The sequence below is a fragment of the Actinoplanes sp. NPDC049598 genome (assembly GCF_040675435.1).
In the GTDB taxonomy this organism is placed as follows: domain Bacteria; phylum Actinomycetota; class Actinomycetes; order Mycobacteriales; family Micromonosporaceae; genus Actinoplanes.
Map to the genome: position 1 here is coordinate 198,694 of NZ_JBFAOX010000009.1, position 21,659 is coordinate 220,352.

Consider the following 21,659-nt stretch of genomic DNA (forward strand, 5'->3'; position numbering starts at 1 on the left):
TCTGATGGTGGTGGCGCCGCGGTTGAGGTGAAACCGTGGCGCCACCGCTGTGTTCCACCCCTTCGGCCCAAGAGGCTTCAGCCACATGTTCCGCTACATCGTGCGGCGCCTGCTCCAGATGGTGCTCACCTTCTTCGGGGCGACCTTCCTCGTCTACGCCCTGATGTTCGCCAACCAGGACGACCCGTACCAGGCCCTGGCCGGCGAGCGCCCGCTCAGCGAGAGCCAGCGCGCGGCCCTGGACGCGAAGTTCCACTTCGACGATCCGTTCCTCGTGCAGTACTGGCACTACGTGAAGGGCCTGCTCACCGGCGACCTCGGGATGTCGCTGACCCAGCGCCCGATCAGCGCGATGCTGGCCGACGCCTGGCCCATCACGATCAAGCTGGCGCTGCTCTCGGTCCTGATCGCGGCCGTGATCGCGATCTCGGCCGGCGTGCTCTCCGGCGTCCGCCGCGGCGGCGTCTTCGACAACGTCACGCTGGTGGTCACGCTGATCGTGCTGGCCCTGCCGATCGTGGTGCTGGCCCCGCTGGCCCAGGTGATCTTCGGTGTCCAGCTGGGCTGGTTCCCGGTGACCGTCACCCGCGACGCCGGCCTGTGGGATCTGCTGCTGCCGGCGCTGGTGCTGGGCACCCTGGTGATCGCCACCGAGCTGCGGGTGACCCGCTCCTCGGTGGCCGAGAACATGCGGGCCGACTACGTGCGTACCGCCCGGGCCAAGGGGCTGACCGGCAAGCGGGTGATCGGCGTGCACGTGCTGCGCAACTCGCTGATCCCGGTGATCACGCTGATCGGTGTGGACATCGGCGCGCTGATGTCGGGCGCGATCGTCACCGAGGGCGTCTTCAACATCCCCGGCGTCGGCTACAACCTGTTCCGCGGCATCCGGACCGAGGACGGCCCGCTGGTGGTCGGCTTCGTGAGCGTTCTGGTGATCGTCTTCCTGGTGATCAACCTGATCGTCGACCTGCTGTACGCCGCCCTCGACCCCAGGATCCGCTATGAGTGACCTCAACGCCGTGACCGCGGCCGAGGCGCCCGGCCCGGCCGCGAACCGGCCCCGCCACGGCGGCTCGCCGGCCAAGCCGCGCAGCCTGGCCGGGGACGCCTGGCTCGACCTGCGCGCCAGCAAGATCTTCTGGGTCGCGGCCGTGCTCGTCGTGGTGATCCTGCTGATGGCTCTCTGGCCGTCGCTGTTCACCTCGGCCGACCCGCGCGCGTGCGACCTCGCCGACAAGAACGCGGGCGCGGCCGACGGGGCGCCCTTCGGGTTCGACTTCCAGGGCTGCAACGTCTATGCCAGGACCGTCTACGGCGCGCGGGACTCACTGATCGTCGGCCTCAGCGCGACCGTGATCGCCGGTGTGATCGGCCTGCTGGTCGGGCTGGCCGCCGGTTACTTCGGCGGCTGGCTGGACGCGCTGCTGTCCCGCTTCGTCGACGTGGTGCTCGGCGTCCCGTTCCTGCTCGCGGCGATCGTGCTGGCCAACCGGCTGTCGAACGGTCAGCAGGACAACGGTGTCCTGGCCGTGACCCTGACCCTCGGGCTGCTCGGCTGGACGACGTCGGCCCGGGTGATGCGCTCGGCGGTCATCGCGGCCAAGGGGCAGGACTACGTGGCGGCCGCGCGCATGCTCGGCGCAAGCCCGGCCCGCCAGATGTTCCGGCACGTTCTGCCCAACTCGATCGGCCCGTTCCTAGTGGTGCTGACGCTGCTGCTCGGTATCAACATCGCCAGCGAGTCCACGCTGTCGTACCTCGGTGTCGGCCTCAAGGGCGATGCGATCAGCTGGGGCACCGCGATCGCCGAGGCCGGGCCGTACGTGCGTACCGTGGCCGGCCCGGTGGTGTGGCCCTCGGTCTTCCTGGCCGTCACCGTGCTGGCCTTCATCATGCTGGGCGACGCGATCCGCGACGCCTTCGACCCGAAGCTGCGGTGACCGAGATGGACTTCAACCCACAGGCTCCGCTGCTGCAGGTCAACGACATGCACGTGGAGTTCCGGACCCGCGACGGGGTGGCCCGCGCGGTCAACGGCGTCAACCTGATCCTGCGGCCCGGCGAGACCCTGGCCGTGCTGGGCGAGTCGGGCTGCGGCAAGTCGGTCACCGCGCAGGCGATCATGGGCATCCTGGACAGCCCGCCGGCCTTCGTGACCAAGGGCGAGGTGCTCTACCGGGGTGTCGACCTGCTGCGCCTGCCTGAGAACGAGCGCCGCCAGGTCCGGGCCAACCGCATCGCGATGATCTTCCAGGACGCGCTGAGCGCCCTGAACCCGGTCTACAGCGTCGGATTTCAGATCGGCGAGCTGTTCCGTACGCATCGTGGCCTGTCCCGGTCGGAGGCCAAGCGCCGCGCGATCGAGCTGCTCGACCAGGTCCGCATCCCGGACGCGAAGAACCGGGTCGACGACTACCCGCACCAGTTCTCCGGGGGCATGCGCCAGCGCGTCATGATCGCGATGGCGCTCGCCCTCGACCCGGACGTGCTGATCGCCGACGAGCCAACCACGGCCCTCGACGTGACGGTCCAGGCGCAGATCATGGGCCTGCTGGCCGAGCTCCAGCGCGAGCGCACCATGGGCCTGGTGCTGATCACCCACGACATGGGAGTGGTGGCCGACGTCGCCGACACCATCGCGGTGATGTACGCGGGCAAGGTCGTCGAGTACGCCCCCGTCCACGACATCTACGCCCACCCGGCCCACCCGTACACGAAGGCGCTGCTCGAGTCGATCCCGCGGCTCGACTTCAAGGGGCGCGGGCTCAACGTGATCCGCGGGCTGCCGCCGGCGCTGACCGACATCCCGCACGGCTGCCCGTTCCACCCGCGGTGCGCCTACGCCCGCGACGTCTGCCGGCAGGATCCGCCGCCGCCGGCGTACCAGATCGCGCGGAACCGCATCGCCAGCTGCCACTTCATCCGGGAGGTCCTCGGTGTCTGACGTCGTTCTCGAGGCGCGGGGGCTGGTCAAGCACTTCCCGATCACCAAGGGCATCGTGGTCAGGACCAGGGCCGGTGCCGTTCGCGCGGTCGACGGCGTCGACCTGCACCTGCGCCGCGGCGAGACCCTCGGCATCGTCGGCGAGTCCGGCTGCGGCAAGTCCACCCTGGCCAAGATGCTGGTCGGTCTGGAGAAGCCGACGAGCGGAGACCTGCGGGTACGCGGTGACGACATGCTCCGCCTGCGCGGCCCGGCGCTGCGGCACGCCCGCCGCAACATCCAGATGGTGATGCAGGACCCGTACACGTCCCTGAATCCCCGGATGACCGTCGGCGACATCATCGGCGAGCCGTTCGAGATCCACCCCGACGCGGTGCCCCGGCCGGGCCGCGAGCGCGCGGTGCGGGACCTGCTGGACACGGTCGGCCTCAATCCCGACCACATCAACCGCTACCCGCACCAGTTCTCCGGCGGTCAGCGCCAGCGCATCGGCATCGCCCGCGCACTGGCCCTGCGCCCCGAGATCCTCGTCTGCGACGAGCCGGTCTCCGCCCTCGACGTGTCGATCCAGGCCCAGGTGATCAACCTGCTGGAGCGGCTGCAGCGGGACTTCGGGCTGTCGTACGTCTTCATCGCCCACGACCTGTCCGTGGTCCGGCACATCTCCGACCGGATCGCCGTGATGTATCTCGGCAAGGTGGTCGAGACGGGCAGCCACGTGGCGATCTACGACCAGCCGACGCATCCGTACACGCAGGCGCTGCTCTCGGCGGTCCCGGTGCCGGACCCGCGCCTGCGCGGGCACCGGCGGCACATCATGCTGGAGGGCGACGTGCCCTCACCGGCCGATCCGCCGTCCGGGTGCCGCTTCCGGACGCGCTGCTGGAAAGCCCAGCCCGGCTGCGCCGAGCACGAGCCCACCCTCGAGGTGCGCCAGCGCTCGGCCCACCCCAGCGCCTGCCACTTCGCCGAGACGCTGGACCTGGCCCGCCGTTACTAGCCGGGTCAGAGAGGACCGCGGCCGGCGCGCAGGATCATCAGGGCGACCTGGGCGCCGTCGGCGCCGAGGGCCTCGCGGAAGCGCTCGACGATCTCCCGCTCGCGGGAGAGGACGAGGCGGGTGCCGCCGCTGGCCATGCGGGTGCGGCCGACCTCCTGGGATAGGCGGGCCCGTTCCAGCCACAGGTCGATGATGGCCTGGTCGATCTCGTCGATCCGCTCGCGCATCGCGCGGATCTCGTGGGCGGCCAGCGGCTCGGCGGCGCCGGTCTTGAGGTCCATGCCGGCCGCGTCGCCGGTCTTGTTGTCCACCACGTCGGCGGTCATGTCGTGCTCCTCGGGTGCTGGCGCCCCGGTCGGCCCGGCCCGGGCAGCATCAAGCCCCGGGCGGTGAGGCCCGGGGCTTGATGGAAGTCTGTTTTTCAGACGCTTTCCATGGCGACCAGGTCTCTGGTGCCATAAAAAAATCGCGTCTGCTGGATCACGCAGCCGAGTATGCCCCCGCCGGGAAGGACTCCGCAAGGAAAGCGCCCGATCCGTGGGACGGTCACCCGGCCGCACAAACGTCGCCATTTCGGACAAGCGCTGCTTCGCCGCACCTTAATTTGAGGTGGTGAAGCTCGGATGGTTGAGGGAGCCGGGGCGGCTGCGGATCCTGTCCCTGCTCGCGGCGGTGCTCGTGGTGCTGCTGGGGCCGCTGTGGGTGATCACTCTGCGCGCGTTCAACGGCGTCGAGCAGGAGCTCCTGGTCAAGGAGGCCGAGGAGTTGCGGGTCGCGCTGAGCGAGCGGGCCCGGAGCATCGTCGACTTCGGCATCACCAACTCGATCCGGACCAGCGCCTATCGCGACGTGGCGCAGGGCGACCAGACGAGTTTCGGCGCCGACTTCCCGGCGGCCCAGCTTCGTGACCTCTACCGGCTCTCCGGCGTCGTCGGGGTGGGCGCCGACGGGCAGCAGAAGGTCGGCGGCCTGCTGGGCCCGGACGGCTACACGGCCCTGCCGGCCGAGCTGCGCGACCCGGCCGTGCTGACCACGATGATCACGCCGGGGGCCCGCGCCGGCTCGGCCACCTGCGGCGTCACCTCGGCCACCGGCACTCCGGCGATCTTCTGCAGCCTGCCCGTCTTCCGCCGCGACGATGGCGGCGCGTCGGCCGGCTCGCTGATCTTCCTGCGCGCGCTCGACGCCGAGGGCCTCGAGCTGATCACCGGGAGCACCGAGGACGAGACCCGGCTGCTCGCCACGCCGCTCGAGGGCCGGGTGCGCCACGACGACCTGTCCAGCCTGCTCGGGCCGCTGCGGGTGGACACGGCAGTGGTCGACGACCGGGTGGCGGTGCAGACCACGGTCACCGGCGTCGACGGCGTCCCGGTCACCTTCGAGATCCTCGAGGAACGGCCGGTGCACGACGCGGCGGTACGCATGCTGATCGCGGTCGCCGTGGTGGTCGGGCTGACAACGATCTTCCTTTGGGTGGCTCTCGGCCGACTGGTGCGCGGCACCGTGCACGAGCACGCGAGGCCCCTGCGTCAGGCTGCCGAGCACATCATGGCCACCCGTGACCTCCGCGAACGGCTCCCCGAGTCGTCGCACCCCGATCTCCACGCGCTCAGCTCGTCGGTCAACGGCATGCTGGCTGCCTTCGAGGCGCAGGACGCCGAGATCACCGAGGAGCGGGAACGCGCCGAGGTGCAGCGGCGCGACCGGGAGGCGGCCGAGGAACACACCCGCGGCGAGACCCTGCGCCGGGTCGAGGCGGAGTCCGAGCAGATCATCGGTGGGATTGCCTACCAGCTCGGCGACGCCGTCCAGGAGGTCGACACGGTCCGCGAGTCGGTGCACAACATCAACGCCGGGGCAGCCGCGGCGCACGCGGCGACCGAGCAGATGGGTGCTCACGCGGCCCAGGCCGACCGGGCGGCCGAGGCCCTCAGCGTGAGCCTGCCCCAGGCGTCCGAGCTGGTCGCGGTGATCGCGCAGATCGCCGGCCAGACCCGGATGCTCGCGCTGAACGCCACCATCGAGGCGGCCCGGGCCGGACAGGCGGGGGAGGGCTTCGCGGTCGTCGCCGACGAGGTACGCAAGCTGGCCGACGACACCTCCAGCTCGGCCGAGCGGATCACCACCACGCTGGGCGCCCTCACCTCGACCGCCACCGACGTGTCGAACGCGGTGGCCACCATGACCGACGGCATCGCCAGCGTGCGCGCGGCCATCGACCAGGTCCGGGCGGTCGCTGACGACCAGCAGCACAGCATCAGCGGGCTGATCTCCCAGGTCCAGGCGGCCATCGCCCAGATCGACCAGCTCACCCCCGATGGGGCGGCCGCGCAGCAGTCGGGCGCGGCCGCCCCATCGGGCGGACTGGAGCTCTTCTAGGCCGTGGTGCTGATCCGGTTGACCGGGCCGGGGGCGACCGGGGCCGCGCCCAGATAGGCGACCAGGGCGTCGATGTCGAAGCCGGGCGCGGTCGTGCGGCCGGTGCCGGCGGTCAGCGCGCTGAAGCCGTCGCCGCCGTTGGCCAGGAAGTCGTTCGTCGTGACCTGGTACGAGGCGGCGGGGTCGATCGGCGTGCCGTTGAACGCCAGGTTCGAGATCTTCGAACCGAGCGCGGCCGAGGCGCTCCACGTGTACGTGAAGCCGGCCGAGACCTGCAGGATCTTGGTCGTGGTCTGGCCCTGGTACCCGGCGAACTGCTGCTCCAGCACCGTCTTGATCTGGGCCCCGGTGAAGGTCTGGGTCACCACGAGGTTGTTGAACGGCTGGACGGTGAACGCCTCGCCATAGGTGACCTGGCCGTTGGCCTCGCCGCCGGCCGACGCCTCGGCGTCGAAGTCGGCCCGGATGCCGCCCGGGTTCATCAGCGCGATCTGCGCACCGGCGCCCTTGGTGTAGGCCAGCTGCGCGTCCGCGATGACGTCACCGAGCGGGCTCTCGCCGGCCGGCGTCGCGGCGCGGGTGATGTCGCCGGTGATCGAGCCGACGACGCGGTTGGCGATCGGCGCCACCGCCGTCCGGTACTTGTCGGCGATCTTCTTGGCGCCCGGGTCGACCGTGTCCGGGTTCTTCAGGTAGACGCCGTTCGCGTCCTTCTTCCAGCCGCCGGCGCCGTCGGCCACGCCGTTCTCGACGATCACGTTCTTGGCGGTGATCTCGGCGAACCGGCCGCTGCGCTTGTCGATCGCGTAGTCGATGTCGGTGATCAGCTGGCCGTTGGTGCCGGCGCTGGTCACGACCGAGGTGCCCTTGGAGTTGGGCAGCTTGCACGAATAGAAGCGGTGGGTGTGGCCGGAGACGACGACCCCGAACTCCGGGTTGAGCCCGGCCACGATCGGCACGATGGGCCCGGAGAAGTTCGTGCAGTCGGAGACGCCCGGTGTCGGGGTGGCCGTGCCCTGCGAGCCGCCCTCGTGCACCAGGAGCACCTGGGCCTTGACGCCGAACAGCTTGAGGATGTTGCCCCACTTGTTGGCGGTTTTGATCTCGTCTTCGAAGTGCACGTTCTTGATGCCGGCGGGGTTGACGATGCCGGCCGTGCCCTCCAGCGTGAGGCCGACGAAGCCGACCGGCACGCCGTTGACGAACTTGATGTCGATCGGCGGGAGGATCGGAAGGCCGGTCTTGTTGTCGATCGTGTTGGCCGCGAGGTAGGTGAATTTCGCCCCGCCGAAGCCGTCGCCGTCCTGACAGCCGTCGACCGGGTGGCAGCCGCCGCGCTGCAGGCGGATCAGCTCGGCCACACCCTCGTCGAACTCGTGGTTGCCGACCGAGCTCACCTGCAGGCCGACCTGGTTCATCAGCTCGATCGTCGGCTCGTCGTGGAAGGCCGCGCTGACCAGCGGGGAGGCGCCGATCAGGTCGCCCGCGCCGACGGTCAGCGTCGAGCGGCCCTCGGCCTTGGCCTCGGCCCGCAGCTTCTTCAGATAGGTGGCGAGGTATTCCACGCCGCCGGCCGGCGTGCTCGTGCCGGACGCGTTGACCACGGCGCCGCTCCCGCTGGGCGGGTCGATCGCGCCGTGGAAGTCGTTGTAGCTCAGGAACTGGCCCTTGACGGTCGTGCCGCCCTTGGGCAGGCCGGCGGAAACGCTCACCGGCGCGAACTCCGGCGGCGCGGCGGCGCCGGCAGTGGGGTGGGCCAGCGGCAGGGCGGCGGCAAGGGTTACTGCCAGGCCCAGCGCGGCTAGACGTCGACGATCCATAGTGCTCGACTCTGGCCCATCGATCGGTGTCGCGCTACCGGTTCGACGGAAACTGTGGATAACTTCGAGGCCTGTGGACGGCGGCGATTCTTGTCGGGGGGTCGGCATAGACTTGCCCCCGCGATGCGACCTTCCTCAGAAAACCCCGATGGCGCCCTGTTCGCGATGCCCCCTGTCCGGGCTACAACCGGGCGCGAGGCCGAGGCGCCGAGACCGCCGCGCCCCAAGCCGCGCGGGCTCGACCCCGAGTCGCTGCTGACCGGCCTCAACGGCCCGCAGCGCGACGCCGTGACCCATGCCGGGTCGCCGCTGCTCATCGTGGCCGGCGCCGGCTCGGGCAAGACCCGGGTGCTGACCCATCGCATCGCCTACCTGCTGGCCGCGCGCGACGTGCACCCCGGCGAGATCATCGCGATCACCTTCACCAACAAGGCCGCCGGCGAGATGAAGGAGCGGGTGGCCCACCTGGTCGGCCCGCGCGCCCGCTTGATGTGGGTCTCGACCTTCCACTCGGCCTGCGTCCGCATCCTGCGGGCCGAGCACGAGCACGCCGGGCTCAAGAGCACCTTCTCCATCTACGACGCCGACGACTCGCGCCGGCTCATGCAGCTGGTCATCCGCGAGCTCGACCTCGACCCGAAGAGATACACCGCCCGCGGCATCGCGGCCCAGGTGTCCAACCTGAAGAACGAGCTGATCGAGCCGGCCGACTTCAAGGAGAAGGCCAAGGGGCCGAACGAGCGGGCCATCGCCGAGGCGTACGAGCTCTATCAGCGCCGCCTGCGCGAGGCGCACGCGCTCGACTTCGACGACATCATCATGGCCACGGTGCACCTGTTCCAGTCGCACCCGCACGTCGTCGAGACCTACCGCCGCCGCTTCCGCCACGTGCTTGTGGACGAGTACCAGGACACCAACCACGCGCAGTACACGCTGGTCAAGGAGCTTGTGGGGGAGAAGGACGGAGAGGTTCCGCCTGGGGAGCTGTGCGTGGTCGGTGACGCCGACCAGTCGATCTACGCGTTCCGCGGGGCCACGATCCGCAACATCCTCGAGTTCGAGCGGGACTACCCCGACGCCCGCACGATCCTGCTCGAGCAGAACTACCGCTCCACCCAGACCATCCTGTCCGCGGCCAACGCGGTGATCGACCGGAACACGTCCCGCAAGCCCAAGCGGCTCTGGAGCGACCAGGGCGCCGGCGAGCAGATCGTCGGCTACGTGGCCGACACCGAGCACGCCGAGGCCGACTGGGTGGCCCGCGAGATCGACCGCCTCACCGACCGGGGCGACGCCCGCCCGGGCGACGTGGCCGTCTTCTACCGCACCAACGCCCAGTCCCGCGTGTTCGAGGAGGTGTTCATCCGCGTCGGCCTGCCCTACAAGGTGGTCGGCGGGGTGCGCTTCTACGAGCGCAAGGAGGTCCGTGACGCGCTGGGCTACCTGCGGGCGGTGGTCAACGACGACGACACGGTGAGCATCCGCCGCGTCCTCAACACCCCCAAGCGCGGCATCGGCGACCGGGCCGAGGCCTGCGTCGAGGCGCTCTCCGCGCGCGACCGCATCTCGTTCGGCCAGGCCCTGCGTCACGCGAAGGACGCGCCCGGCATCTCGACCCGGGCCGCCAACAGCATCCTCGACTTCGTCCAGCTCCTCGACGACCTGCGCGAGCTGTCCCGGACGGCGCCGCCCGAGGAGGTGCTCGAGTCGGTCCTGCAGCGCTCCGGCCTGCTCTCCGAGCTCGAGGAGAGCCTCGACCCGCAGGACCAGGGCCGCGTGGAGAACCTGCAGGAGCTCGTCAGCGTCGCCCGCGAGTACACCGAGCGGGTGGAGGCCCAGGCCGAGGATGCGGAAGAGGGGGAGGCGCCGGCCGCGACGCTGGCCGGCTTCCTCGAGCAGGTCGCGCTGGTGGCCGACGCCGACCAGATCCCCAGCGACGACCCCGACCACCAGGGCGTGGTCACCCTGATGACGTTGCACACGGCCAAGGGTCTCGAGTTCCCGGTGGTCTTCCTGACCGGCCTGGAGGACGGCGTCTTCCCGCACACCCGCGCGCTCGGTGACAACAACGAGCTCGAGGAGGAGCGCCGCCTGGCGTACGTCGGGATCACCCGGGCCCGGCAGCGGCTCTACCTCTCCCGCGCGGTCACCCGGGGCGCGTGGGGCCAGCCGCAGTACAACCCGCCGTCGCGCTTCACGGCCGAGCTGCCGTCCGAGCTGATCCGGTGGGAGCGCACGGCCGGCAACTACACGTCGTGGTCCGGCACGGGCGGCGGCGTGGGCGGCCGGGCCGGGGGCGACCGGTCCCGCGGGGGCGGCTTCGCCGGCGGCACCCCGAAGGCTCAGCAGCTGGCCAGCCGTCTCGGCATCGACGGCAGCAAGCTCGCCACGGCGAGCGAGCTGCCCCAGGCGCCCAAGGTGTCCGCCGGCGACCGGGTCAACCACCAGCGCTACGGCCTGGGCCGGGTCGTCACCGTCGAGGGGCAGGGCCCGGGAGCCCGGGCCCAGATCGACTTCGGCGACCAGGTGATGTGGCTCGTGCTCCGGCACGCCCCCATCGAGAAGATCTAGCAGCCGCGCAGCGCGACGCCGTGCTCGTGCAGCCAGCGGGTGGGCTCGACCGGGTTCTTGTAGTGGCCGGCGTGCACCTCGAAATGCAGGTGCGGGCCGGTGGAGTGCCCGGTGGAGCCCTCGTCGCCGATCCGCTGGCCGACGGCGACGTGCTCGCCGTCGCGCACGGCGATGGCCGACATGTGCCCGTAATGGGTGAGGTAGCCGTTGCCGTGGTCGATGAGCACAGCGTTGCCGTAACCGGCGGCCTCGCCCGCGCGGACGACCACACCCGCGCCGGCGGCGAGGATGGGTGAGCCGTTCGGGCCGGCGATGTCGACGCCTGCGTGCAGCCGGCCCCAGCGCTGGCCGTAGCAGGAGGTCACCCGGCCCGCCGGGTTCGGGTTGACCCAGGCCGCGCCGGCCGCGGCGGCCGACGGGACGGCGGGCTGGGCGGCCACGACGACCGGCTTGGGGCGGGTCTTCAGCCCGGCCGCCTGCAGGGAGAGGTCACCCACGGGCGGCGCCGGAGCATCGGCGGCCCCCAGCGAGTCGACTGGCGCGAATTCGTCGCCGCTGCCGAAGTCGTCGGTGCCGAGGTCGGCGGCGGCGGAGACGGCCACGTCGGCCGGCTCGTTCTGCCACGACTCGGCCGCGGCGGCCACGCCCCCGGTGATGCCGGTGACGAGGGCGGCGCCGAAGGCCGCGGCCATCACGACGTGGCGGGTGCGGCGGCCGGCGAGGGCGAAGGGCAGGGCCACGTGCCGGCCGACCGTCTCCCGGCGGTGACGCCCGCCTGCACGGGACTCGGTTCGTTGCGACACGGTGAGGACCTCCCCAGTTGGTGACCGACATCTGCCTGTCGGCCCCGGGGAGCGGGCACTGAGCCACCTGGGATTTTGGGAACGCAACACACACCGGCCGGCAACCAGCCGGCACCGTACGGGGTGGGTGTTGTCAGGAGGCGGCGGCCATGCCGGCGTACACCGACTCGACCTGGAGCTTGATGTCGACGCCGCGCTCGCGCAGGAACGGGATCGGGTCGGTCGGCGAGCCGTTCACGTGGATCTCGAGGTGCAGGTGCGTGCCGTACGAGGCGCCGGTGTTGCCGACCTCGCCGAGCACCTGACCGGCCTTGACCTTGTCGCCGACCTTGACCAGCACGCGCCGCGAGTGGGCGTAGATGACCTCGGTGCCGTCGGCGTTCTTGACGGTGACCGCGTAGCCGTAGCCGCCGTTGTAACCGGCCTGGGTGACCTCGCCGGCGTGGATCGACTTGTACGGCAGCCCCTCGGGGGCGGTCAGGTCGATGCCGGCGTGCAGCTTGCCCCACCGGACGCCGTAGGGCGAGGAGAAGATGTAGTCGTCGAGCGGCAGCAGCCAGACGTCGGCCGTGGCCTCCTCGGCGCTGACCTTGGTCTTGGCGGCCGAGTCGCGGCTGTCGCTCCGGGAGGCGGCGCTGTCGTCGGCGGCGCGGTCGGCGACGGCGTCGGAGGCGACCTGGGCGCTCTGGAGGCTCTTCAGGACCTCGGTGTCGACCTGCTTGGCGTCCGGCATGTTGGCCGCGGCGCCGAGGGCGACGACTCCGGCCCCGACGAAGGCCGAGGTGACGGCGACGGCGTAGCGGCTGCGGGGAGGGGTGGGAACGCGGCGACGGCCGCGATAGCGATCGGGCTCAGACGACAAGCGCTGGCGCACGAACAACCCTCCGTCAGATGGCAAAACGTCGGCCGACCGAGGCCCACCGAATTTCCGGTGAACCGTGACTTCCGTGCTGTCGGATCGGCGTTAACCGGTTGACAGCCGGGAGCCACGGTAACGAAACGGCAGCCGCCTCACAAGTCGCAGCGCCAATTCGCTGACAGTTCCCGGTCCGCATTGCGCAGCGAATGTCCGAATTCGTGGACTTTCCCTGGTGAACCGTTCGCACACGCGGTGTGATTGTTCGAGAAGCGCTAAGTAAGGTGACGCAGAATACATTTCCGGTCACGTGGGGTGATCACAAGTATGTGACCGCCGCTACCCCGTGGCCGCCGCTCGGGTTACCGTTCGTTCAGGTGACAACGCGGTCAGTGGCACGGAGGGTCAGGATGCAAGCACGGATCAGGGTCGTCGTCGCGAAGCCCGGTTTGGACGGGCACGACCGCGGCGCCAAGGTGGTGGCTCGCGCGCTGCGTGACGCCGGCATGGAAGTGGTCTACACCGGCCTGCATCAGACGCCGGAGCAGATCGTCGAGACCGCCATTCAGGAGGACGCCGACGCGATCGGTTTGTCCGTTCTGTCCGGCGCCCACATGACATTGTTTCGCCGCGTAATCGAACTGCTGGCGGAGCGTGATGCCGCCGATGTCGTCGTATTCGGCGGGGGCATCATTCCGGCCGACGACATCACCGAATTGGAAAAGCTCGGGGTGGCCCACATTTTCACTCCGGGCGCGACGACCGCGTCCATCGTCGAATGGGTACGCGCCAATGTCTCATCACCGGTGGCCTGACCAGCGGGAAGCTTAGCGCAGGGGTCTCGGCGGCTACCGGCCGGGGCAAGGGGAGAGGCCGGACGCACCCCTCACACGTCCGGCCTCTCTATGCACGATGCCCCGCCGCCACCCCTCGACCGACAGGGCATCGGCCGCCTTCGCGCCGGGCGCCGCAGCGCTCCGACATCACACTCAACGACGCCTGGCGAAGGCGGGTTACGCGATGTGTCGGGGGAAGTTCCGGGGGTACCTCTGGTGTGGCCCCATAACACGGGCCCCTCCCGCCCCGGGTGTGCGGTCTTGCACACCGCGCACCCGCGCCTTCGGAGCACCCGCTCAAGTCGCTAGTCTGCGAATGAAGGCCCACAGGGCCGGACATTCCTCACGCCGGCGACGCCGAACTACAGGCCGCCGCGCGCACACAGGTCGGGACGCAACGGTGCGGCTTGCCGGCGCTTGGCGTCGCGAGCGAAAGGAGACACGTGGACCTGTTCGAGTATCAGGGGCGTGACCTGTTCGAACGGCACGGTTTGCCCGTGCTGGGCGGCGGCGTCGCCGAGACCCCGCAGGAGGCCCGGGCGATCGCCGAGCGGCTCGGCGGCAAGGTCGTCGTCAAGGCGCAGGTCAAGGTCGGCGGCCGCGGCAAGGCGGGCGGCGTCAAGCTGGCCGACGGGGCCGACGAGGCGCAGGCCCGCGCCACCGACATCCTGGGCATGGACATCAAGGGCCACACGGTCGGAAAGGTGATGCTGGCCGAGACGGCCGACATCAAGGAGGAGTACTACTTCTCCTACCTGCTCGACCGCGCGAACCGCACCTTCCTCTGCATCGCCAGCGTGGCCGGTGGCATGGAGATCGAGACGGTGGCCGAGGAGCAGCCCGAGCGGGTTGCCAAGATCGCGATCGACGCCAGCAAGGGCGTCGACGAGGCCAAGGCCCGCGAGATCGTCGCCGCCGCGCAGTACCCGGCCGAGGTCGCCGACCAGATCGTCGACATCGCAGTGAAGCTCTGGCAGGCCTTCGTGGCCGAGGACGCCACCCTGGTCGAGGTGAACCCGCTGGCCAAGGTGGGCGACGGCCGGGTGCTCCTGCTCGACGCCAAGATCACGCTGGACGAGAACGCGGCGTTCCGCCACCCCGACCACGAGGCCCTGGTCGACCAGTCCGCGGTGGACCCGCTGGAGCAGGCGGCCAAGGCCAAGAACCTCAACTACGTCAAGCTGGACGGCGAGGTCGGCATCATCGGCAACGGCGCCGGCCTGGTCATGTCCACCCTCGACGTGGTGGCCTACGCGGGTGAGAAGCACGGCAACGTGAAGCCGGCCAACTTCCTCGACATCGGCGGTGGCGCCAGCGCCCAGGTGATGGCCAACGGCCTCGAGGTCGTCCTGGGCGACCCGGCCGTGAAGTCGGTCTTCGTGAACGTCTTCGGCGGCATCACCGCCTGCGACGCGGTCGCGAACGGCATCATCCAGGCCCTCGCCCTGCTCGCCGAGCGCGGCGAGACCGTCACCAAGCCGCTCGTGGTGCGCCTCGACGGCAACAACGCCGAGGAAGGCCGGGCCATCCTCGACGGCGCCAACAACCCGCTGGTCGAGCGGGTGGACACGATGGACGGAGCGGCCGAGCGGGCCGCCGAGCTCGCGGCTGCGGGGAAGTGACGTAATGGCGATCTGGCTCACCAAGGACTCGAAGGTCATCGTCCAGGGCATCACCGGCTCGGAGGGCTCCAAGCACACCAAGCGGATGCTCGCCGCCGGCACCAACGTCGTGGGTGGCGTGAACCCGCGCAAGGCCGGCACGAAGGTCGACTTCGACGGCACGGAGCTTCCGGTCTTCGCGACCGTGGCCGAGGCCATCAAGGAGACCGGCGCCGACGTGTCGGTCATCTTCGTCCCGCCGGCGTTCACCAAGTCGGCCGTGATCGAGGCGATCGACGCCGAGATCCCGCTGGCCGTGGTGATCACCGAGGGCGTGCCGGTGCAGGACTCGGCGAACTTCTGGGCGTACAACATCGACCGTGGGCAGAAGACCCGGATCATCGGGCCGAACTGCCCCGGCATCGCCTCGCCGGGCGCCTCGAACGCCGGCATCATCCCGGCCGACATCACCCCGGGCGGCCGCATCGGCCTGGTCAGCAAGAGCGGCACGCTGACCTACCAGCTCATGTACGAGCTGCGGGACTTCGGCTTCTCGACCGCCGTCGGCATCGGGGGCGACCCGATCATCGGGACCACGCACATCGACGCGCTCAAGGCGTTCCAGGACGACCCGGAGACCGACGCGATCGTCATGATCGGTGAGATCGGTGGCGACGCCGAGGAGCGGGCCGCCGAGTTCATCAAGGCGAACGTGACCAAGCCGGTGGTCGGCTACATCGCCGGCTTCACGGCGCCTCCCGGCAAGACCATGGGTCACGCCGGCGCGATCATCTCCGGCTCGGCCGGCACGGCCGACGCCAAGAAGGCGGCGCTCGAGGCCGCGGGCGTCAAGGTCGGCAAGACGCCGAGCGAGACCGCCCGGCTCATGCGCGAGATCATGAGCTGACACCCGTACGCACGCCGGCGCGCCGTCAATTGATTGGCGGCGCGCCGTCGTATCTGCAGCGCCGGTCCGCCCCCGGCGTGGAAAAGTAGTTCACGATGTCGACGCCACCCGACCGCCCGGACAACTCGGACGACCCGCTCGCGGTCGCCGAGGCGGTTCAAGACGCGCCGGTCATGCGAAAGACCGAGCCGATCGAACGCCACACCGAGGCTTTCGACCCGGCGCGGGACGACGAGCCGGAGACCGAGCGGAAGACCGTCCTCGTCGACGACAAGGAGCTCGGCAACCGCCCGACCGTCAAGCTGCCCAGCCAGCGCCGCCCCCCGCCCGAGCGGACCCGGCGCGCGCCGCTGCCGGTGGCCGCGGGCTTCGCCACGATCTGGGCCGCGCTGATCTCGTACCTGCCGGTCGCCGCCGTGATCGGGCTCGCCCGCACGCTGGAGGGCGCGGGTGGCCTCGGTGGCGCCGCGCACGCCGGGCTGGCCGGCTGGATGCTCGGGCACGGCGTGCCCATCGGCACTTCGATCGGCTCCCTCGGCCTGGCCCCGTTGCTGCTCACCGCGCTGATCGTGTGGCGGGTGGAGCGGGCCGGCCTGCACGTCACCCGCGCCGTCGGCGCCCGCCGCTCCGGCTCGACGGCCGGCGCTTTCTCCGTCGCCTTCGCCATCGGGCTGACCTATTCGCTGCTCGGCTCGCTGGCCGCCCTCGCCGTCGACGGCCGCGGCACGGAGGTCACGCCGGGGCGGGCCGCGGTCAACTTCTTCGTCCTCGGCGGCGTGGCCGCGCTGGCCGGCTCGCTGCGGGGCACCGGCGCGCTGACCCGCTGGGCGGAGCGGATGCCGGCCGCGCTTCGGCACGGTCTGCGCACGGGCGTGCTCGCGGCGCTGCTGATCCTCGCGGCCGGGGCCGCGGTGACCGGGCTGTCGGTGGCGGTCGGCGGCGGTCAGGCGGCCGACATGATCTCCGCCTACCGCACCGGTGTGGCCGGGCAGGCCGGCATCACCCTGGTCAGCCTGGCCTACGGGGTGAACGGCGTCATCTGGGCGGCCGCGTACCTGCTGGGGCCCGGCTTCGCGCTCGGCACCGGGTCGGTGGTGCGGCTGACCGAGGTCACCGTCGGGCCGCTGCCCACCGTGCCGCTGCTGGCCGGGCTGCCCAACGGCCCGATGGGCGCGGTCGGCGCGCTGCTGCTGTCGATCCCGGTCCTGGCCGGCCTGGCCGCCGGCTGGATGCTGACGCTGCGCGCGGTCGGCGAGGCCGAGCAGGCGCCGGACGGGGCCCGCCGCCGTCCCGGCGCCACCCGTCCCGCGCCGGCCCCGAAGGCGCCGGCCACGCCCTGGTCGCTGGTGATCGGCGGCGGCCTGATCGCCGGGCCGGCGGCCGGCGTGGTGCTGGGCGTGCTCGCCGCGCTCTCCGGCGGCCCGCTGGGCGACGGCCGGCTGGCCACTGTCGGCCCCGACGCCGGGCAGGTCGGCCTGGTCGCCACCGCCGTGGTCGGCGTCTCGGCGGCGATCGGCGCGGCCGCGGCCCGCCGGTTCAAGACCAAAGCGTGAAAAGGGGGCGCCGGATCGGCGCCCCCTTCACGGATGAGATGTCAGCTGTTGCGGTTCCGCAGCTCGTCCCAGTTGATGTTCTGGCCGGCGGTGAGCCACCAGATGACCAGCGCGATGCCCAGCACCGCGCCCACCACGCCACAGATCAGGCCGGCCAGGGCCTGGCTCCGGTTAGTGGCCCGGCCCGCGTTGACCTTCTTGAGGCCCAGCCAGCCGAGGACGGCCGCGGCGATGCCGAGCGGAATGCCGACGTAGAAGAAGCAGCAGCCGAGCGGGATCGCGAGGATCCCCAGAATCATCGAGAGCAGGCCCTGAGTGTTCTCGGTGCCGGCGGGCGGGCCGACCGGGTCACCGGCCGGGGGGCCGTAATAGGGGGGTGGGTTTGTCACGCGTCCTCCAGTGTCAAAGATGGCGCTGGCGTAGCGAAATATCGACATTCCTGAGAACCGGCAGCGTAGCCGATGGGTTCCGCGGCCACTACCCGTTGTCGGCGGTCGCGAGCCGCGGAGATAGGGTGCTCAGGTGACCGACCCCGCGCCCGCCCGCCTGGTCGTCCTCGTCTCCGGCTCGGGCAGCAACCTGCAGGCCCTGCTCGACGCCTCGGCCGATCCCGCCTACGGCGCGCAGGTCGTCGCCGTCGGCGCCGACCGCGACGGCATCGCCGGTCTCGACCGGGCCGCCGCCGCCGGTGTGCCGACCTTCGTCGACTCGGTGAAGGCGTACGAGACGCGCGACGACTGGGACGCGGCCCTCGCCCGCCACGTCGCCGAGTACAAGCCCGACCTGGTCGTCTCGGCCGGCTTCCTCAAGCTGGTCGGCCCGGCCTTCCTGGCCGCCTTCGGCGACCGCTACATCAACACGCACAACGCGCTGCTGCCGTCGTTCCCCGGCATCCACGGCCCGCGCGACGCGCTCGCCTACGGCGTCAAGATCGCCGGGGCGACCCTCTTCTTCGTCGACGCCGGCGTCGACACCGGCCCGATCATCGCCCAGGTCGCGGTGCCCGTCCTCGACGGTGACACCGAAGAGGCGCTGACCGAGCGCATCAAGGTGGCCGAGCGCGCCCAGCTCGTCGAGTGGGTGGGCCGCCTGGTCCGCGAGGGCTGGACCATCCAGGACAGGAAGGTACGCATTCCATGAGTTCGGACGCCGAGGGGCGCCGCCCGATCCGTCGCGCGCTGCTGAGCGTGTACGACAAGAACGGCCTGGTCGAGCTGGCCCAGGCGCTGCACGCGGCCGGGGTGCAGATCGTCTCCACCGGTTCGACCGCGTCGAGGGTCGAGGGCGCCGGTGTGCCGGTGACCCGGGTCGAGGAGCTGACCGGATTCCCCGAGACGCTGGACGGCCGGGTCAAGACGCTGCACCCGCGGGTGCACGCGGGCCTGCTGGCCGACCTGCGCCTGCCCGCCCATGAGCAGCAGCTGACCGAGCTCGAGATCGAGCCGTTCGACCTGCTCGTGAGCAACCTGTACCCGTTCACCGAGACGGTGGCCTCGGGCGCGAGCGTCGACGAGTGCGTCGAGCAGATCGACATCGGCGGCCCGGCCATGGTCCGCGCGGCGGCCAAGAACCACCCCTCCGTCGCCGTGGTCACCGCCGTCGAGGCGTACCCCCTGGTCCTCGAGGCTCTGAAAGCCGGCGGCTTCACGCTGGCCCAGCGCCGGGTGCTGGCCGCCCGGGCCTTCGCCGACATCGCCGAGTACGACGTGGCCGTGGCCAACTGGACCGCGCGGGCCCTGGCCGCCGAGCCCGGCTGGCCGGAGTTCGCCGGCATCGCGATGAAGAAGAAGAACAACCTGCGGTACGGCGAGAACCCGCACCAGCAGGCCGCCCTCTACGTCGACGCGGGCGCGCCGGTCGGGCTGGCCCAGGCCGAGCTCGTGCACGGCGGCGAGCTGTCGTTCAACAACTACGTCGACGCGGACGCCGCCTGGCGCAGCGCCAACGACTTCACCGAGCCCTGCGTGGCCATCATCAAGCACGCCAACCCGTGCGGCATCGCGGTCGGGGCCGACGTGGCCGAGGCCCACCGCAAGGCCAACGACTGCGACCCGGTCTCGGCCTTCGGCGGCGTCATCGCGGTCAACCGCGAGGTCACCGAGGCGATGGCCAAGCAGCTCGACGGCATCTTCACCGAGGTGATCGTCGCCCCGTCGTACGAGGCGGGCGCGCTCGAGATCTTCCGCGGCAAGAAGAAGCTGCGCGTGCTCGTCGCGCCGGCCTGGAACCCGTCGCCGGCCGAGGTCAAGCAGATCGGCGGCGGCGCGCTCGTGCAGATCGCCGACCGCATCGACGCGCCCGGCGACGACCCGGCCCACTGGGAGCTGGCCACCGGTCCGGCCCTGGGCGCCGACGAGCTGGCCGACCTCGCGTTCGCCTGGCGGGCGATCCGCAGCGTCAAGAGCAACGCGATCCTGCTGGCCAAGGACGGCGCCACCGTCGGTGTCGGGATGGGCCAGGTCAACCGGGTCGACTCGGCCCACCTGGCGGTCAACCGGGCCGGCGCCGACCGGGCCAAGGGCAGCCTGGCCGCCTCGGACGCGTTCTTCCCGTTCCCCGACGGGCTCGAGGTGCTGATCGCGGCCGGGGTGAAAGCGGTCGTGCAGCCGGGTGGCTCGATCCGCGACAACCTCGTCATCGAGGCCGCCGAAAAGGCCGGGATGACCGTCTACCTCACCGGGACGCGGCACTTCTACCACGGCTGATGTCCGATCTTCTCGTCCAGGACAAGACCTTCTCGGGCGCCGACTGGGCGCTCGAGGAGGTCACCGGCGTCCGGTACGAGGACTGCGCGTTCCACAACGTCGACTGGTCGGAGGCGCGCCTGGCGGGCTGCGTCTTCACCAACTGCACCTTCGGCAACGTCCGCTTCAACGCGGCCGTGCTGTCCAGCGTGGCCGTCATGCAGTCGACCATGCAGCGCTGCTCGTTCTTCGACGCGACGCTGGCCGGCTGCAAGCTGACCGGCACCCAGTTCACCGACTGCGGCCTGCGGCCGATCACCGTCGAGGGCGGCGACTGGGGTTTCGTCAACCTGCGCGGGCAGAACCTCACCGGGGCTGGGCTGTCCGGCCTACGGTTGCGGGAGGCCGACCTGATGGGGGCCGACCTGACCCGGGTCGACCTGCGCGGCGCCGACCTCTCCAACGCGCGGCTGACCGGCGCCGTGCTCAAGGGGGCCGACCTGCGCGGCGCCGACCTCGACGGCGTGCAGTTGCGCGACGTCGACCTGACCGGCGCCAAGATCGACATAGCGCAGGCGGTGCAGTTCGCCGCCGCGTACGGCGCGGTGGTCGGGGAATAGAGGGAGTGGCTTACTTCGCGTTCAGCCGACCAGGCCGAAACGTGGCGTTAACCGACTGATACGTTCGCAAAAAGTGTCCCGGAGACTGGGAGTGGTTGAGCTATGGGTAAGAAGGTAACCGTCGTAGGTGCCGGCTTCTACGGGTCCACGACTGCACAGCGTCTGGCCGAGTACGACATCTTCGACACCGTGGTGCTCACCGACATCATCGACGGCAAGCCGGCCGGCCTCGCCCTCGACATGAACCAGTCCCGGCCGATCGAGGGCTTCGAGACCAAGGTCGTCGGCGTCACCACCGGCCCCAACGGCGAGGGTTACGAGGCCATCGAGGGCTCCGACGTCGTCGTGGTCACCGCCGGCCTGGCCCGCAAGCCGGGCATGAGCCGCATGGACCTGCTCGAGGTCAACGCCAAGATCGTGCGCCAGGTGGCCGAGAACATCGCCAAGTACGCGCCGAACGCCGTCGTCATCGTGGTCTCGAACCCGGTCGACGAGATGACCGCGCTGGCCCAGCTCGCCACCCAGTTCCCCAAGAACCGGGTCTTCGGCCAGGCCGGCGTGCTCGACACCGCCCGCTTCACCAACTCGATCGCCGAGACGCTGGCCGTGCCGGTCAAGAGCGTCAAGGCGCTCACCCTCGGCTCGCACGGCGACACCATGGTCCCGGTCCCGTCGCGCTGCACCGTCGACGGCAAGCCGCTCTCCGACCTGCTCCCGGCCGACAAGATCGAGGAGCTCGTCGTCCGCACCCGCAACGGCGGGGCCGAGGTGGTCGCCCTGCTCAAGACCGGCTCCGCCTACTACGCCCCGTCGGCCGCGGCCGCCCGCATGGCCAAGGCCGTCGTCGAGGACTCGGGCGAGGTCCTGCCGGTCTGCGCCTGGGTCGACGGCGAGTACGGCATCTCCGGCGTCTACCTGGGCGTCGAGGCCCAGATCGGCGCCGAGGGCATCAAGAAGGTCGTCGAGGACAAGCTCACCGACACCGAGGTCGCCGGTCTCAAGGAGGCCGCCGAGGCCGTCCGCGCCAAGCAGGCGGACGTCGCCAACCTCTGATCCGTTTCTGAAAAAGGCCGGGACCGTTT

18 protein-coding genes and 1 pseudogene are annotated in these 21,659 nt (G+C 70.9%); 14 read left to right on the forward strand and 5 right to left on the reverse strand.

What is annotated here, in order from left to right:
* The first annotated feature begins 85 nt into the window (after window positions 1-85).
* Genes AB0J66_RS22090 through AB0J66_RS22105 form a run of 4 tightly spaced genes read left to right on the forward strand, consistent with a single transcriptional unit; the run spans window position 86 to window position 3,947 of the window.
* Window positions 86-1,012, forward strand: coding sequence for an ABC transporter permease (locus tag AB0J66_RS22090; protein WP_364663464.1), 927 nt, complete (start codon window positions 86-88; stop codon window positions 1,010-1,012).
* A complete protein-coding gene (locus AB0J66_RS22095) occupies window positions 1,005-1,943 on the forward strand; it encodes an ABC transporter permease (protein WP_364663467.1) in 939 nt (312 codons plus the stop codon). Before AB0J66_RS22090 ends, AB0J66_RS22095 begins: the two co-directional genes overlap by 8 nt.
* 5 nt (window positions 1,944-1,948) lie before the next feature.
* Complete coding sequence (locus AB0J66_RS22100; protein WP_364663470.1) at window positions 1,949-2,947, forward strand: ABC transporter ATP-binding protein; 999 nt, start codon at window positions 1,949-1,951, stop codon at window positions 2,945-2,947.
* A complete protein-coding gene (locus tag AB0J66_RS22105; RefSeq protein WP_364663472.1) occupies window positions 2,940-3,947 on the forward strand; it encodes a dipeptide ABC transporter ATP-binding protein in 1,008 nt (335 codons plus the stop codon). Before AB0J66_RS22100 ends, AB0J66_RS22105 begins: the two co-directional genes overlap by 8 nt.
* Before the next feature lie 5 nt (window positions 3,948-3,952).
* Here AB0J66_RS22105 and AB0J66_RS22110 read toward each other — a convergent pair whose 3' ends face one another.
* Window positions 3,953-4,273, reverse strand: a complete 321-nt coding sequence (locus AB0J66_RS22110; protein ID WP_364663475.1) for a chorismate mutase — start codon at window positions 4,271-4,273, stop codon at window positions 3,953-3,955.
* Between the two features lie 286 nt (window positions 4,274-4,559).
* Between AB0J66_RS22110 and AB0J66_RS22115 the strand changes: the two genes are divergently transcribed.
* Window positions 4,560-6,326 (forward strand): methyl-accepting chemotaxis protein, encoded by a 1,767-nt coding sequence (locus tag AB0J66_RS22115; protein WP_364663478.1) that lies wholly within the window; start codon window positions 4,560-4,562, stop codon window positions 6,324-6,326.
* On the opposite strand, the gene AB0J66_RS22120 is transcribed toward AB0J66_RS22115, so the two are convergent.
* Window positions 6,323-8,146, reverse strand: a complete 1,824-nt coding sequence (locus AB0J66_RS22120; protein ID WP_364663481.1) for a bifunctional metallophosphatase/5'-nucleotidase — start codon at window positions 8,144-8,146, stop codon at window positions 6,323-6,325. The genes AB0J66_RS22115 and AB0J66_RS22120 overlap by 4 nt on opposite strands.
* A 165-nt stretch (window positions 8,147-8,311) precedes the next feature.
* Between AB0J66_RS22120 and pcrA the strand changes: the two genes are divergently transcribed.
* Window positions 8,312-10,717, forward strand: coding sequence for a DNA helicase PcrA (gene pcrA, locus AB0J66_RS22125; RefSeq protein WP_364663483.1), 2,406 nt, complete (start codon window positions 8,312-8,314; stop codon window positions 10,715-10,717).
* Here pcrA and AB0J66_RS22130 read toward each other — a convergent pair.
* On the reverse strand, window positions 10,714-11,520 hold the full coding sequence (locus tag AB0J66_RS22130) for a M23 family metallopeptidase (protein WP_364663485.1): 807 nt from the start codon (window positions 11,518-11,520) through the stop codon (window positions 10,714-10,716). The two genes, pcrA and AB0J66_RS22130, sit on opposite strands and share 4 nt — an antisense overlap.
* Before the next feature lie 133 nt (window positions 11,521-11,653).
* A complete protein-coding gene (locus AB0J66_RS22135; protein ID WP_364663487.1) occupies window positions 11,654-12,394 on the reverse strand; it encodes a M23 family metallopeptidase in 741 nt (246 codons plus the stop codon).
* A 392-nt stretch (window positions 12,395-12,786) separates the two neighbouring features.
* Here AB0J66_RS22135 and AB0J66_RS22140 point away from each other — a divergent pair, with 392 nt between their 5' ends.
* The 4 genes from AB0J66_RS22140 to AB0J66_RS22155 all read left to right on the forward strand — a co-directional run bounded on the left by AB0J66_RS22140 (window position 12,787) and on the right by AB0J66_RS22155 (window position 17,273).
* Window positions 12,787-13,191, forward strand: coding sequence for a cobalamin B12-binding domain-containing protein (locus AB0J66_RS22140; RefSeq protein ID WP_364663490.1), 405 nt, complete (start codon window positions 12,787-12,789; stop codon window positions 13,189-13,191).
* Between the two features lie 464 nt (window positions 13,192-13,655).
* Window positions 13,656-14,834, forward strand: a complete 1,179-nt coding sequence (sucC, locus tag AB0J66_RS22145; protein WP_364663493.1) for an ADP-forming succinate--CoA ligase subunit beta — start codon at window positions 13,656-13,658, stop codon at window positions 14,832-14,834.
* A gap of 4 nt (window positions 14,835-14,838) precedes the next feature.
* Entirely contained in the window at window positions 14,839-15,720 is an 882-nt protein-coding gene (gene sucD, locus AB0J66_RS22150; protein ID WP_364663495.1) for a succinate--CoA ligase subunit alpha, read from the forward strand.
* 95 nt (window positions 15,721-15,815) lie between these two features.
* Window positions 15,816-17,273, forward strand: a complete 1,458-nt coding sequence (locus AB0J66_RS22155) for a DUF6350 family protein (RefSeq protein ID WP_364663498.1) — start codon at window positions 15,816-15,818, stop codon at window positions 17,271-17,273.
* A 41-nt stretch (window positions 17,274-17,314) separates the two neighbouring features.
* Here the strand turns inward: AB0J66_RS22155 and AB0J66_RS22160 are convergent.
* Window positions 17,315-17,608, reverse strand: a pseudogene (locus AB0J66_RS22160) (DUF4190 domain-containing protein); the annotation flags it as partial.
* Between the two features lie 187 nt (window positions 17,609-17,795).
* Here AB0J66_RS22160 and purN point away from each other — a divergent pair.
* The 4 genes from purN (at window position 17,796) to mdh (ending at window position 21,630) form a co-directional block, all read left to right on the forward strand.
* Window positions 17,796-18,413 carry a phosphoribosylglycinamide formyltransferase gene (purN, locus tag AB0J66_RS22165; protein WP_364663500.1) on the forward strand — a complete coding sequence of 206 codons (618 nt, stop codon included), beginning with the start codon at window positions 17,796-17,798 and terminating at the stop codon, window positions 18,411-18,413.
* The gene (purH, locus tag AB0J66_RS22170; protein WP_364663502.1) at window positions 18,410-19,978 is read left to right on the forward strand and encodes a bifunctional phosphoribosylaminoimidazolecarboxamide formyltransferase/IMP cyclohydrolase; all 1,569 of its coding nucleotides are present in this window, start codon (window positions 18,410-18,412) and stop codon (window positions 19,976-19,978) included. The genes purN and purH overlap by 4 nt, the downstream gene beginning before the upstream one ends.
* Window positions 19,978-20,577 carry a pentapeptide repeat-containing protein gene (locus AB0J66_RS22175; RefSeq protein WP_364663504.1) on the forward strand — a complete coding sequence of 200 codons (600 nt, stop codon included), beginning with the start codon at window positions 19,978-19,980 and terminating at the stop codon, window positions 20,575-20,577. The genes purH and AB0J66_RS22175 overlap by 1 nt, the downstream gene beginning before the upstream one ends.
* A gap of 102 nt (window positions 20,578-20,679) precedes the next feature.
* The gene (gene mdh, locus AB0J66_RS22180; RefSeq protein WP_364663507.1) at window positions 20,680-21,630 is read left to right on the forward strand and encodes a malate dehydrogenase; all 951 of its coding nucleotides are present in this window, start codon (window positions 20,680-20,682) and stop codon (window positions 21,628-21,630) included.
* Window positions 21,631-21,659: the final 29 nt, after the last annotated feature.